The 13697-nt window shown below is 62.2% G+C and carries 9 protein-coding genes; 1 reads left to right on the top strand and 8 read right to left on the bottom strand.

Features of this window, described 5'->3' with window-relative positions:
• Window positions 1-263 precede the first annotated feature (263 nt).
• From C8K61_RS08650 to C8K61_RS08615, 8 genes are all read right to left on the bottom strand, one after another.
• Complete coding sequence (locus tag C8K61_RS08650; RefSeq protein ID WP_108095819.1) at window positions 264-1091, bottom strand: SDR family oxidoreductase; 828 nt, start codon at window positions 1089-1091, stop codon at window positions 264-266.
• Window positions 1092-1184: 93 nt separating this feature from the next.
• Complete coding sequence (locus C8K61_RS08645) at window positions 1185-4268, bottom strand: multidrug efflux RND transporter permease subunit (protein WP_108095818.1); 3084 nt, start codon at window positions 4266-4268, stop codon at window positions 1185-1187.
• 29 nt (window positions 4269-4297) lie between these two features.
• Entirely contained in the window at window positions 4298-5437 is a 1140-nt protein-coding gene (locus tag C8K61_RS08640; RefSeq protein ID WP_108095817.1) for an efflux RND transporter periplasmic adaptor subunit, read from the bottom strand.
• Window positions 5438-5689: 252 nt separating this feature from the next.
• A complete protein-coding gene (locus C8K61_RS08635) occupies window positions 5690-7315 on the bottom strand; it encodes a methyl-accepting chemotaxis protein (protein WP_108095816.1) in 1626 nt (541 codons plus the stop codon).
• A 332-nt stretch (window positions 7316-7647) separates the two neighbouring features.
• On the bottom strand, window positions 7648-8748 hold the full coding sequence (locus tag C8K61_RS08630) for a DUF1513 domain-containing protein (protein ID WP_108095815.1): 1101 nt from the start codon (window positions 8746-8748) through the stop codon (window positions 7648-7650).
• A 1-nt stretch (window position 8749) separates the two neighbouring features.
• On the bottom strand, window positions 8750-9829 hold the full coding sequence (locus C8K61_RS08625) for an imelysin family protein (protein ID WP_108095814.1): 1080 nt from the start codon (window positions 9827-9829) through the stop codon (window positions 8750-8752).
• 15 nt (window positions 9830-9844) lie between these two features.
• Window positions 9845-11263 (bottom strand): di-heme oxidoredictase family protein, encoded by a 1419-nt coding sequence (locus C8K61_RS08620; RefSeq protein WP_108095813.1) that lies wholly within the window; start codon window positions 11261-11263, stop codon window positions 9845-9847.
• Window positions 11264-11556: 293 nt separating this feature from the next.
• Window positions 11557-12900, bottom strand: coding sequence for an imelysin family protein (locus C8K61_RS08615; RefSeq protein ID WP_108095812.1), 1344 nt, complete (start codon window positions 12898-12900; stop codon window positions 11557-11559).
• A 203-nt stretch (window positions 12901-13103) separates the two neighbouring features.
• Between C8K61_RS08615 and C8K61_RS08610 the strand changes: the two genes are divergently transcribed.
• On the top strand, window positions 13104-13676 hold the full coding sequence (locus C8K61_RS08610) for a LemA family protein (RefSeq protein WP_108095811.1): 573 nt from the start codon (window positions 13104-13106) through the stop codon (window positions 13674-13676).
• Window positions 13677-13697: the final 21 nt, after the last annotated feature.

The raw sequence follows: 13697 nt of genomic DNA, 5'->3' as shown, positions 1-13697 counted from the left end.
AGAGAAACCTGCTTCGACCCATGCTCCCTCACGGTCTCGTAACCAAAGGGAACCACGGTCTGAAGCAGGTTGAATTTAGCTTACAAGGGGACCCGAAGCGCAGCGTAGGGCCGAGGTTGGGGCAAGCCGTTTTTGCTTACTTTTTAGGGCGACTGCTAAAAAGTGAGTCGCGCGTAAGGCGCGAAATAAAACGCCACGCGCACGCGATAAAGAAAACCAACGAGCCCCAAAAGCAAACCATCAAAACGCCGAGGTGCTCAGCCTCACAGCTTCCCCGCCAACCCAAACTTCTTCTTCAACACCCACTCCACCACCCCCTGCGGCAACAACGTCGCAATCAACGGCAACGCCCGCCCGCCATTACCCACGCGCAACAACCGTGGCGGCTTGGCCCGCTGCACCGCAGCGAGAATATCCTGTGCCACAGCGCTGGCCGGCGTCGGGTTGTCCTGCGAGGCCCGCGCCCGCGCCCGAATCCCTTCGCGGATCGGCCACCACGGCGAATCCTCGGCAATCAACTGCTCCGCCTCACGCGAGGCATTGGCGCCAAAGCTCGAAGCAATCGCCCCCGGCTGCACCTCCAGCAGCCGAACCCCAAACGGCGCCAACTCCATGCGCAAGCCATTGCTCAACGCATGCACCGCCGCTTTCGACGCGCAGTAGGCCGCCGCGAATGGCGTGACCAACACCCCCGACACACTGCCGATATTCACCACCACCCCCTGACTGCGGCGCAGCAGCGGAAACAGCGCTCGGGTGATGTCGATCAGGGCGAACACGTTGGTGTCGAACTGGCGTTGCAGAGCGTCGCGACCACCGTCCAGTAGCGGCCCCATGGCGCCATAGCCGGCGTTGTTGATCAGTACATCGAGGCCACCGATTTCATCGCCTAGGCGTAACGCCAGCTGCGCCACGGCGGCGCTGTCGTTGACGTCCAGCTCCACCGCAGTGAAGCCGGCTGCGGTGAGCGCGGCCAGGTCGCTGGCTTTGCGCGCGCTGGCCCATACGCGGTAGCCAGCGGCCTGAAAGGCGTCGGCCAGGGCGCGGCCGATGCCACTGGAGCAGCCGGTGATCAGAACGGTCTTGGACATGCGGGCTTCCTTGTTCTTGTGAGGGCAGGGCGGTGGCCAATCCTACAAAAAAAGCCCCGCGGCGGCGGGGCTTTTCATGGCTGACGGTTAGCGTCAGGAAATCAATGGATGGGTGGGGCCGTTGTCGTTGCTCACCGCCGGCTCTCCCTCGGTTTTGGTATCCGGCTTGGCCAGCAAGCTGTACACGCACGGCAGCACAAACAGGGTGAACAGGGTGCCTACCGACATCCCGGTAGCGATCACCAGGCCGATGTCGAAACGGCTCACCGCACCGGCACCGGTGGCCAGAATCAACGGCACCATGCCGAACACCATGGCCGCGGTGGTCATCAATACCGGACGCAGGCGAATCGCAGCCGCTTCTTCAATGGCGGCGCGGCGGGACAGGCCCTGTTCGCGGCGCAATTGGTTGGCGAATTCGACGATCAGGATGCCGTGTTTGGTGATCAGACCAATCAGCGTCACCAGGCCCACCTGGGTGTAGATGTTCATGCTCGAGTAACCGAGGAACAACGGAATCAACGCCCCGCAGATCGACAGCGGCACCGTGACCATAATCACCAGCGGGTCGCGGAAGCTTTCGAACTGCGCCGCCAGCACCAGGAAGATCAGCGCCAGTGCCAAGGCAAAGGTTACGTACAGCGCGCTGCCTTCCTGCACGTATTGCCGCGAGGCGCCGGCGTAGTCGAAGGCGAAGCCGCGCGGGGCTTCTTCTTCGGCAATGCTGCGCACCGTTTCAATCGCTTCACCCATGCTGACGATCGGGAAGCCTTGGATGATCGCCGAGTTGAGTTGCTGGAACTGGTTGAGCTGGGTTGGACGCGCGCTGTCGTGCACCGTGATCAGGGTGGCCAGAGGCACCATCTCAGCCTTGTTGTTCTTCACGTAGTAGTTGCTGAGCCAGTTCGGGTTGTCGCGGTAGGCGCGTTCGACCTGGGCAATCACCTTGTAGCTACGCCCGTCGATGGTGAAGCGGTTGATCTCGCCTTCACCCAACAGGGTCGACAGGGTGCCGCCGAGGTCTTCCATGTTCACGCCCATCTGCGCGGCTTTGGCGCGGTCGATGTCGACTACGATTTCCGGCTTGTCGAAGGCCAGATCAACGTCGACGAAGGCGAACTTGCCCGAGGCTTCCACGCGCTTTTTGATCCGCTCGGTCACCTGCAGCAGCGACTCGTAGTCGTTCGGTGTGTTGATCACAAACTGGAACGGCAGACCCTCACCGGTGCCCGGCAAGGAGGGCAGGTTGAAGCCGAAAATCTGCAGGCCGGGAATCTCGCCGAGCTTGCTCTGCACGTCGTGGAGCAACTCCATTTGCGTGCGTTCGCGCTCGTCCCAGGGCTTCAGCAGGAAACCGCCGATACCCGCTTGCACACCGTTGTAGCCGTTGATCTGGAACGAGGAGTAGTACTCGGGGAACTCCTTGAAGATCTTCACGAACTGCTGGGTGTAGGCGTTCAGGTAGTTCAAGTTGGTCGGCTGCGGCGCGCTGGCCATCATGAACACGATGCCCTGGTCTTCGTCGGGGGCCAGTTCGTTCTTGGTCATTTTCAGCAGGATCGGAATCAGGCACAGCACCAGAATGGCGAATACCACTACCACCGGCCGGGTGTTCAGGGTGCCGTGCAGCATGCGCTGGTAGCGGACCTTGAGGCTGTCGAAAATCGAGTCCAGCTTGTGCGCCAGGCCCGTGGGGTTTTCTTCGTGGCGCAGCAGCTTGGAGCACATCATCGGCGACAGGGTCAGGGCGACGATGCCGGAGATGATCACTGCACCCGCCAGGGTCAGGGCGAACTCTTTGAACAGCGCGCCGGTAAGACCTTCGAGGAAACCGATGGGGGCGTACACGGCGGCCAGGGTGATGGTCATCGAAACCACCGGCACGGCGATTTCGCGGGCGCCATCAATGGCGGCGTTGTACGGGGTTTTGCCTTGCTCGATATGGCGGTGGATGTTTTCCACCACCACGATGGCATCGTCCACCACCAGGCCGATGGCGAGCACCATGGCCAGCAGGGTGAGCAAGTTGATCGAGTAGCCCATCAGGTGCATGAAGAACATCACGCCGATCATCGACAGCGGAATGGTGATCACCGGGATCAGCACCGAACGCAGGGCGCCGAGGAACAGGAACACCACCACGATCACGATCAGCACCGCTTCGAACAGGGTTTTCACCACTTCGTCGATGGAGGCCTGGATGAACTGGGTGGCGTCGTAGGCGATGGACACTTTCAGGTTCGGTGGCAGTTGCGCTTCCAGGTCCGGCATGGCGGCGCGCACGTGTTTGATCACGTCCAGCGGGTTGGCGCTGGGGGTGGCCTTGATGCCGATGTACACCGAGGGAATGCCGTCGAACGAGCTGATGGAGTTGTAGTTCTCCGCGCCCATTTCCACCCGGGCGATATCACCCAGCAGCACACGGCTGTCGCCCTGGGTTTTCACCGGGATGGCGGCAAACGCGTCGGCGGACTTCAGGTCGGTGCTGGCGTTGACGCTGGTGACCACGTATTCGCCCTTCGTCTCGCCGGCGGCGGAGAGGAAGTTGTTTTTGCGTACCGCGTCGTTCACGTCCTGGGCGGTGATGCCGTAGGCGGCGAGTTTCACCGGGTCCAGCCAGATGCGCATGGCGAACACCTGGTTGCCGAGAATCTCGGCTTCAGCCATGCCGGGCAGGGTAGCGAGCTTGGGCTGGATAACCCGCGACAGGTAGTCGGTGATCTGCGGGTTGCTCAGCTCATCGCTGTAGAAACTCACGTACATCAGCGCCGACGAGTCGGCCGCTTCTTTGCTCAGTACCGGGTCTTCGGCGTTTTGCGGCAGCTGGTTTTTCACCTCGTTGGCCTTGGCCAACAGCTCGGTGAACAGACGGTCGCTGTCCGAACCGATGCGCGCGTAGATCGAGATCACCGAGTAGTTCTGCCGACTGACCGAGGTCATGTAGTCGATACCTTCGGCGCTCGCCAGGCTCTGTTGCAGCGGTTGGGTGATGTAGCCCTGAATGGTTTCGGCGTTGGCCCCGGGGTAGGAGGTGGTCACCTGGATCAGGGCGTTTTCCATCTGCGGGTACTGGCGGATGGTCAGTTTGCTGAAGGCCTGGAAGCCCAGGAGAATGATCAGCAGACTGACCACGGTGGCCAGCACCGGGCGACGGATGAACGGGTCTGTAAAAGCCATGAAGTGCTTCCTTGGCGCGCGGTGGCCGGTTAATTGGCCGCCGGGCTGTTCATAAGGGCGTCATCGGTCACGACGGCCACGTGGGAGCCGTTGTCCAGCTTGAGCTGGCCGGCAGTCACCACTTGCTCGCCGGCCTTCAGGCCTTTGAGCACGATCACCTTGCCGTCACGGCGCTCGCCGGTTTCCACGAAGCGGCGCTCCACCACCAGCACGGGCTGGCCTTTGTCGTCTTTTTCCTCGACGCCCTGGTCGTCCTTCTTGTTGCCGATCACGTACACGGAGTTGCCGTAGAGGGTGTAGGTGAGCGCGGTTTCCGGCACCACTACACGGGCATCTTCGCTGGGCAGCAGCACTTCCAGGTTGGCGAACATGCCGGGTAGCAGCTTGCTTTCCGGGTTGCTCAGAATGGCGCGCACTTGCACGTTGCGGGTGCTGTTCTCGACTTTCGGGTTGATGGCGTTGATCTCGCCTTCGAAGCTTTCTTTCGGGAAGGCGGCGACCGAAAAACGCACACGCTGGCCGAGCTTGAGCTGCGGTACCGATTGCTCGGGCAGGTAGAAGTCGACGTATAGGCTGCTGACATCTTGCAGCGTGGCAATGATGGTGCCGCTGGAGACGAAGTCGCCGACATCGATCTGACGGATACCGATGGTGCCGGCAAACGGCGCGAGGATGCGCTTCTTGGCCATGATGGCTTTCAGCTGGGCCACGCGGGTGTTGGCTTTGAGCAGCTCGGCGGCCAGGCGGTCGTATTCGCTTTTGGACAACGCCTGACGGGTCAGCAGGCTGCGCGCACGGTCGAATTCGACCTGCGCCAGGTCACGCTCGGCTTGAGAGGTGGCGAGGGTGGCGGATTCGACATCGCTGTCGAGCTGAATGAGCGGCTGGTGCAGGCTCACTTTTTCACCGGAGCGGAACAGCACGTCCTGCACGGTGCCGCTGGATTCCACGGTGAGGTCGATGCCTTGCAGGGCCTTGAGGGTGCCGATGGCCGGCAGACGGTTCTGCCACTGCACCTGTTCGCTGTTGGCGGCCGACACACTGATGGCCGGTTTCGGCGCGCTGAATTGGGCGATTTGAGCGGAGACGGATTGGATTTTCAGACCGGCCAGCGCAGCCACAACGAGGGCGAACAGACCGAGCATGACGAGCATACGGCGGAGCAACATATTCCGGTTCCTTGGCAGGGAAAATGGGCCTGTGGAATAGGCAAGGCGCGTACCTTAGTCCCACTGCGGCGGCCAAGTCAAAAACCGGGGTTTGCAAATGATTGCGAGGGGCTGCGTATGGCCTTGACCCTCTCCCCCATCCCCTCTCCCGCAAGCGGGAGAGGGGTGACGGGTAGCTGACGCCGCACTCCGATCAGCCCCCTCGCCTGCGTGCCGGAGAGGGCTGGGGAGAGGGGCCGTTGCTCTTCGGAGTCAGGCGCTCAGACGTTGGGTCACATCACTCAACTGCCCGGACAGGCCACGCAGGTTGACGCTGGCCGTTTCGGTGCGCACCACGTTCTCCTGGTTGGTGGTGGCAATCGCGGTGATTTCGGTGAGGTTGCGCGAAATGTCTTCGGCCACTGAGGTTTGTTCCTCGGCGGCCGTGGCGATCTGCCGGTTCATGTCGCGGATCGCTTCTACCGCCTGGGTGATGTTGGCCAGCATGCTGCCGGCCTCGGTCACTTGCTGCACACCTTCCTCGCTGCGGCTCTGGCCACTTTCGATGGCTTTCACGGCGTTGAGGGCGCCGGTCTGCACGGTGTCGATGATCTGGTGAATCTCGGCGGTGGACTGCGCGGTGCGTTGCGCCAGGGTGCGCACCTCATCGGCGACCACGGCAAAACCGCGCCCGGCTTCCCCGGCGCGGGCGGCTTCGATGGCGGCGTTGAGGGCCAGCAGGTTGGTCTGGTCGGCGATGCCGCGGATTACCTCCAGCACCTTGCCGATGCGGCCGCTGTCGGCTTCCAGGCGACGGATCACGTCGGCGGTATTGGCGATTTCGCCGCGCATCGTGGTGATGGTCTGGATGGTCGAGTTCATCACCTTGCTGCCCTGCTGCGAAGAATGGTCGGCATCGTCGGCGGCGCGGGCGGCGTCGGCGGCGTGGCGGGCCACTTCCTGGGCGGTGGCCGACATCTCGTGCATGGCGGTGGCCACCTGGTCGGTGCGTGAGAACTGCTCGGCAGTGCCCTGGGCCATCAGGGTGGCAATGGCGTTCAGCTCGCCGCTGGCGCTGTCCAGCTCACTGGTGCTGCGTTGCAGGCGGGTGAACGTGTCAGCGAGGAAGTCGCGCAGGGTATTGGCGGCGACCGCCAGGTTGCCCAGTTCGTCGCGGCGGCTGGTGTCCACACGTTGGCCAAAGTTGCCTTGGCTGAGACGGCCGATGTGTTCGATCAGGCTCTTGATCGGGTTGATCAGGTTACGGTTGACCAGCCACAGGCTGAGCAGGGCGATCAGCACGCTGGCGCCCAGCAACACCACAGTGCCCAGCCACACGGTGCGCTCGGCGCTGGCGCTGATGGCTTTGGCCTGCTCTTCGCTGCGCTGGTGCAGTTGGGTGACCAGCGCTCCCATCTGATCGCTGGTGGCGCGGTCGATGCCCTGCACGGCTTTGTCGCCGGCAGTGGGGTCGGCACCGGCTGCAATAAAGGCGGCTTTGCCTTTGCGGTAGGAGGCGCCCAGGGCCTGGTGCTCGCTGCGCAGCTTTTCCACCTGGCTTTTCAGTGTGGCGTCGTCACCGGCTTCGCCCACCAGTTTGCCGAGAATGTCCTGCACCTTGCGTTCCTGGTCTTCGAACTGGCCCCAGTACTTGTCCTGAGCCGCCTGGTCTTTGCCACGCAGGAGGACGTTTTTCCATTCCTGGACCTGGGATTTGAATTCGAGGTTGGCCTGGTCGACCAGTTGTGACTCTTGCAGCGGGCCATCGAGCAGACCGCGGTAGTTCTGGATGCCGCTGGACAGGAAGCTGAAACAGGCCAGGGCAATGATCACGGTGAGCAGCAGGCTGCCACCCAACAGGGCAAGAATCTGCGCACGCAGGGAGTTTTGTAGAAACATGGGGTACGCCTCTCGGGGACGGGAAAAACTAAACACCGGTTTGCTCTAGGTGCGAGGCGTCTTGACTTCCATGTAGCTCACTGACGACAGACACGCCGAAGCTGTCCGTCGAGCGGGATGGCCCGGAGTGCACAGGTGTTGTTTGAATATAGTCGGCCGCAAGCGGTTGCACTTGAGTGCGTAGGAACATTCTGGCGAATGGCCATGACGCCGGTCGAGGGTAGGTTGGGTTGAGCGCAGCGAAGCCCAACGGGGCGGTTCGGTGGTGTATGGCTCGTTGGGCTTCGCTGCGCTCAACCCAACCTACGGACGTCGGTTGTTTCTAGAACCGGTCAAGCCAGTTTCAGGTGCAGATGGTTGTCCCATAGCCCGGCCGGCAGATCCAATGCCTCGGCATTGATCTGGGCGCTGCGGCAGTCGTAGAAGCGGCAGCGACCCTGGCCCGAGGTGACGACAAAACCGTCCTTCACCGCGCCCACTCCGGCGCAGTCGGGTAGCGGCGCATCCAGACGAACGGCGCCGGTATCCAGGTCCCATATAAAGAAGCGATTACCCCGTGGCGCGGTCAACGCCACCAGGCGCAGGTCATCGTGCACGGCCACGCTGGCGGTGTAATGGGCCATGGCATCGCGCTGGTCGGCCTCCAGCGGGAACGCCTGGAACGGTTGCCCAGGGCGCTTGATGGCGAGCAGTTCAGCCGGCTCGTGGGCGTCGCCCATAAACTGCTGGCCGGCGACGATGGTGCCGTCGCGGGCTACCGCCAGGTGGCGCACGCTGTTCATCTGCTGGCTGAGGGTTTCCTTGGAAATCAGCGTGCCGTCGCGTTGCAGCAACACCAAGCTGGGTTCCATGGCGTTGAGGTTCATTTCTTTGCGGCTTTCTGCTTCGGTGCGGATGCCGCCATTGGCGATCACAAAGGTTTCGCCGTCGGGCATCCACGACACCTGGTGCGGGCCCAGGCCATGGGTGCTGAGTTCGCCGCTGTGGTGCAACTGGCCGTTGTCGTAGCGGTACACCGTGAGCAGGCCACGACCGGGGTCGGTGGTGTCGTTGTCGGTGGTGTACAGCCACTCACCGCTTTTATGGAACACGCCGTGGCCATAGAAGTGGCGGTTGGGCTGTGACTTCACGGTTTGCAGCAGGCGGCCGTCACGCAGGTCGATCAGGTAGCTTTCGGTACCGGGGCGCCGGGCAACGAACAGTGCAATCGGCTCGCTTGGGTGTTCGACCACGTCGTGGCAGCGCTGGGCCACCTCGGTGGCGAACACCTGGCTGCCGTCCAGGCGATAGCCGACGGCGTAGTGCTTGCCGTGGCTGTCGTCGCGGGCGGACAGCACCAGCGGGTTCTTGGCGTTGCGGCTGACAGTCCAGCCGCCCAGCGTCAGTGCGCCGAGCAGCAGGCTGCCGAGGCCCAGGACATGGCGGCGGAGCATGTTAGTCACCATCGTTGGCGTTGAAGCCGAGTTGCACGTTGAGGGCTTTCGCCAGCTCGCTTTCATGCAGGCGATGAACCACGTTGAGGCTGTCGTAGAAGTCGTTCAGCGCTTTGCGCCCGGCTTCGTCGGCGAGCAGTTCGGTCAGCGGGCGGTCGAGGGCGTCGAGCTGACGTTTGGACTCCACGTAAGCGGCGTCGATCTTCTCGGCCAGCGGCTTCTGTTCGGCTGGCAGCAGGCCGCGAATGCCATGGTTATCCACACCCTTCCAGAGGTTCTCGGCGCTGGCCAGGCTGGCGGCGATGCTTTTCAGCGAGGTGTTGCTGCGCCAGCCTTCAGCCTGGAATGGCTGCGGCAGGTTTTTGGTTTGCCGACCGAGCGGCGCGCCGAGCTTTTTCTTCAGTGTGTCGAGGCCAGTGACCTGTACGCGCAGCAGTTCGGCGATGGCTTCGTGGGAGTCGGCATAACGCTGGTTGGGGAACTTGCTCAGTTGGTCGATCATGCCGTCCTTGCTGTCCCAACGGCCGAGAATTTCTTCGGACAGCGACTGCTGACGTTGGCCGATGGCTTCCAGCAGTGGGCAGTAGCGCGCTTTTGTTTCAGCGTTGGCCAAGTCCAGCTTGCTGTCGTAGAGGATGTATTCGTAGGCCGACAGGCCTTGCACCACCACACTCGACTTGGCCAGGGCGGCGGCGTCGATGGTTGGCTGAGCTTTGACCAACTGCTCGACCTGACGGCCGACCAGGTCTTTTTTGTCCGGCCAGAACTGCACCTGCCAGGCGCGGTTGCCTTCGGCCAGTGGGCCAATCATCAGCGGCTGCAGTTCAGCCCAGGCTTTCTGTGCGGCGAGGAAATCGGCGCGGGCCTTTTCCAGATCGGCTTTGCCGGAGCAGAACGCCAGGGCACTGGCGGCCAACGCGCGGTCGGCTTCTACCCAGCGGCTGTAAGTCGGTAGGATCACTTGTTTGGCCAGCGCCGTGGAAATTTCCGCTTGCTGGTCGGCTGGCGAGCAAGCGCCCAGGGCGAGGGCGGCGATGCTGCTGAACAGCAGTTTGGTACGGAACGTGTTCTTGCCAAACATAAGGCTAGGGCTCCTTTAGAGAGAATTCAGGAAAGCCAGCAGTGCACTGCGCTGCTCGGCATCGTAAGCGAGAACCTGCTGTTTTGCCGCCTGCGCTTCGCCGCCGTGCCAGAGGATGGCCTCCAGTAGGTTGCGCGCGCGACCGTCGTGCAGAAATTGAGTGTGGCCACTGACCGTCTGGGTCAGGCCGATGCCCCACAGCGGCGGAGTGCGCCATTGGCTGCCGCTGGCTTTATATTCGGCGCGATTGTCGGCCAGACCCGGACCCATGTCATGCAGCAGCAAGTCGCTGTACGGGCGGATCACCTGGTTGGCCAACTCCGGCTCGGCGGCGTCGCTGCGGGTGGTGTACTGCGGGGTGTGGCACTGCTGGCAGCCGGCCTGGTGGAACAGGCCTTTGCCGGTGAGCACCTGCGGGTCGTCGACCTTGCGCCGTGCCGGTACGGCGAGGTTGCGGGTGTAGAACAGCACCTGGCTCAGCAGGTGGTCGCTGACTTCCGGCACGCCGCCATTGGTGGCGGTTTTGCAGGCGGTCTGGCTGGCGGTGCATTCGTCGAACGGGCGCAGGCTGGTGGTCAGGCCCATGTCGGCGGAGAAGGCGTGCACGTTCTGCTGGTTGAGCGAGGGTTGCCCGGCCTTCAGGCCGAAGCGGCCCAGTACGGTTTTTTGCAGGGCGTCATCCCAGACATAGTTGGGCTGGCCGGCGACGCCGTTGTCGGCAGCTTTCTGCGCGCTGGCGTTGGCCAGAATGGCCTCGTCGGGGATGGCTTCGAGCAGGCCCAGGCCGATCATGGGCGGGGCGATGCGTACCGAGAATTGCGCATCCGGGCTGATCGGGCCATAGCCCCAGTTGCTGAGTTTCAGCAGCGGTTTGCGCAGTTCAACCTGGGTGCCGTCCTTGAGCATCACCTGGCTGGTTTCGTAGTCCATGCGCACCCGCACTTCCGGGGCGATGCCGGGGATCGCCATGTCCTGCAACTGGGTGCCGTACACCGGTTCGGGCACCACACCGGCCTTTTCTATGACCTGCGCCATTTCGGCAGTCGGCGGCAACGACACGCGCACCAGCATCGACACCGCGCTGACATCACCATCGCCTTCCGGCGGGTGGCCGCGGCCGTCTTTGATATGGCAGTTCTGGCAGGCGTTGGTGTTCATCAACGGGCCGAGGCCGTCGCGGGCAGTGGTGGTGGAGGGGGCAATAACCCAGGGGCTGCGGAAAAAGCTGTTGCCGACGGCGAAGTCCAGTTGGCGCTCGTGCGAGAGGTTCTCGGAAGGCTGCATAAAGGCTTCGCGGTTTTGCGAGGTCACCGTGGTCTGCCCGCCGGACAGCGCTTCGCCCGGCTCGGCCTGGGTAAAACGCGGCGAGTCGTCACAGGCGCTCAAGGCAACCAGACTCAAGGCAAGCAGCAGGGGAAGTCGCGCGCGGGGCATCAAGGGTGTTCCAGACCACGAAAACAAGCGCGCAAGCTTAGCAGCCTGGGCCATTTCAAATAAGAGGGATTAGCGTTTGCCGGGGAGGTTAATTGTCACAGTGTAAAAAAGCTGTGAAGGGAACGCGTTTGTCGTAGGAGCGGCTTTAGCCGCGATGTTTTGCCGGTTTCAGGCTTGGCCAATCGCGGCTGAAGCCGCTTCTACGGGAGAGGGGCGCAAAAAAACAGGCGAAAAAAAACGGATGCGCTTTGTGGGCGCATCCGTTTCCAGTTCAGTGAGCCAGATTTTGGCGATTAGAACTGGTGATCAGCGGTGTCTGGCTTCAGGTCGTTGATGCCCAGTTTGGCGGCCGCTTGCTCGATGGCGCCGGTCTGTTTCACCAGGGAGGCGATGGCGTCGCGAACGATCTGGTTGCCGGCAGCGTTGTCGGCAGCGATCAACTGGTCGAAGTGCACGCCTTTGTTGGCGCTGTCGACCATTGCTTGCAGCTTGCCTTCGGTGGCGGCCAGGTCGTCTTTGACCACGGTGTCGGTAGCGGCGTCAGCCTTGGCAACCAATGAGGACAGGCTTGGGCCGGTCAGGGTGGTGCCGTCGACTTTCTTGTACTCGCCCAGGTAGACGTTACGAATACCTTTGCCGTTGTAGAAGTGCGAGTTGTGGGTGTTGTCGCTGAAGCAGTCGTGTTCGTCTTCGGTGGAGTTGGCTTCCAGCGCTACTTTCATACGCTCGCCAGCCAGCTCGCCGAGGGACAGCGAACCCATGCCGAAGAGCATTTTGCGCAGGCCGTTTTCCGGGGCGTCAGCCACCAGGGTGGCGCGGTAGTTGTCGGCAACGCCGGCTTTCCACTGCTCAACCATGCTGTCGAGGTCTTTGACCAACAGATCGGTGGCCGCTTTCAGGTACTCGGCACGACGGTCGCAGTTGCCGTGGGTGCAATCTTTGCCAGTGGCGTAGTCAGTAGCCGGACGCTCGCCAGCACCTGGGCCGGTGCCGTGCAGGTCTTGGCCCCACAGCAGGAATTCAATGGCGTGGTAGCCGGTGGCAACGTTGGCTTCGGAACCGCCCAGCTCGTTCAGGCTGGCCAGTTTTTCACCGGTAATTTCGGCCACGTCGATCTTGTCGTCGCCGACCTGGATGGTCTTGTTGGCGATGATGTTGGCGGTGGCAGCCGGGTTGCCTTGGGCAGCCGGGGTGTCAGCGGCCACGTAGTCGATCAGGCCTTCGTCCAGCGGCCAGGAGTTCAGTTGACCTTCCCAGTCATCAACGATGGTGTTGCCGAAGCGGAACACTTCACTCTGCATGTACGGAACGCGTGCGGCCAGCCAGGCAGCCTGGGCGGCTTTCTGGGTTTCGGCGGACGGCTTGGCAATGAACGCGTCTACGGCTTTCTGCAGCGCGTGGCCAGTGGTGGCGGCGTCGCTGAATACCGCGAAGGCGATATCGGCGTAATGGTTGACGACGGCCTTGGCGGCAGCCTCATCGACTTTGCCAGTAGCGGCAGCAGCAGGAGCGGTAGCAGCGGTGCTGGCAGCAGGAGCGGCTGCTTGAGTGGCTTGCTCTTTCTTGTCGTCGCCGCAACCGGCGAGAGAAATAGCGATGGCCAGCAGACTGGCGGTAGCCAGAGGCATACGAATCATGGCGAGGTCCTTTGCATCGTGAAGTGGGTGACTGCGCAGCCTTCTCGGCCGCAAAACTCGAACATAATGCGAAAGATTTGCATTTTGTGCAAAGCCCTTATGCCGTTATTTATTGTTTTAGCCGTGCACCAGTTCTGCTTTGCACAGTGGTTCGTGGCTAGAATGCCAGCATCTCGAATGCAGCTTGGATAGGAGTTCCTGCGATGAGCGTTACAGCGGTGGTGCTATTGGTGGTGCTGTTCTTTGGCGCGGTGTATGGCGTGTCGATTTACAACGGTCTGGTGCGGGTCAAGCATGGCGTGACCAAGGCCTGGTCGAACATCGATGTATTGCTCAAGCAGCGACACGACGAGTTGCCCAAGTTGGTGGAAACCTGCAAGCAGTACATGCAGCATGAGCGCACCACGCTGGAACAGGTGATCAGCGCCCGCAACGCGGTGGCCAGTGCCCGCGAGAAGGGCGACGTGAGCGCCGTTGGCCACGCCGAAAGCGGCCTGCGTGCCGGGCTCGGCCAGCTGTTCGCGTTGGCGGAAAACTACCCGCAACTGAAAGCCAACGAGAGCTTCCAGTTCCTTCAGCAGCGCATCAGCGGCCTGGAGAACGGTATCGCCGATCGCCGCGAGCTGTACAACGAAGCAGCCAACATCAACAACGTGCGCGTCGAGCAGTTTCCCGATGTGATCGTTGCCCGCCTGTTCGCCTTCAAGCCTGCCGACCTGCTGGAATTCAGCGACGCGGAAAAGGCCGATGTCGACGTCAAAGCGCTGTTCAGCTAAGCAGGCGCCGTGGATATCCAG

Source organism: Pseudomonas sp. GV071, assembly GCF_003050835.1.
Taxonomy (GTDB): Bacteria; Pseudomonadota; Gammaproteobacteria; order Pseudomonadales; family Pseudomonadaceae; genus Aquipseudomonas.
The sequence above is the reverse complement of the archived record's forward strand: the minus strand, read 5'-3'. Positions and strand labels throughout refer to the sequence as shown.

Excerpts from the sequence above, each read along its gene's own strand:
- C8K61_RS08615 (WP_108095812.1), bottom strand. The coding sequence starts at position 12,900 with ATGATTCGTATGCCTCTGGCTACCGCCAGTCTGCTGGCCATCGCTATT.
- C8K61_RS08645 (WP_108095818.1), bottom strand. The coding sequence starts at position 4,268 with ATGGCTTTTACAGACCCGTTCATCCGTCGCCCGGTGCTGGCCACCGTG.
- C8K61_RS08620 (WP_108095813.1), bottom strand. The coding sequence starts at position 11,263 with ATGCCCCGCGCGCGACTTCCCCTGCTGCTTGCCTTGAGTCTGGTTGCC.
- C8K61_RS08640 (WP_108095817.1), bottom strand. The coding sequence starts at position 5,437 with ATGTTGCTCCGCCGTATGCTCGTCATGCTCGGTCTGTTCGCCCTCGTT.
- C8K61_RS08630 (WP_108095815.1), bottom strand. The coding sequence starts at position 8,748 with ATGCTCCGCCGCCATGTCCTGGGCCTCGGCAGCCTGCTGCTCGGCGCA.
- C8K61_RS08610 (WP_108095811.1), top strand. The coding sequence starts at position 13,104 with ATGAGCGTTACAGCGGTGGTGCTATTGGTGGTGCTGTTCTTTGGCGCG.
- C8K61_RS08635 (WP_108095816.1), bottom strand. The coding sequence starts at position 7,315 with ATGTTTCTACAAAACTCCCTGCGTGCGCAGATTCTTGCCCTGTTGGGT.
- C8K61_RS08650 (WP_108095819.1), bottom strand. The coding sequence starts at position 1,091 with ATGTCCAAGACCGTTCTGATCACCGGCTGCTCCAGTGGCATCGGCCGC.
- C8K61_RS08625 (WP_108095814.1), bottom strand. The coding sequence starts at position 9,829 with ATGTTTGGCAAGAACACGTTCCGTACCAAACTGCTGTTCAGCAGCATC.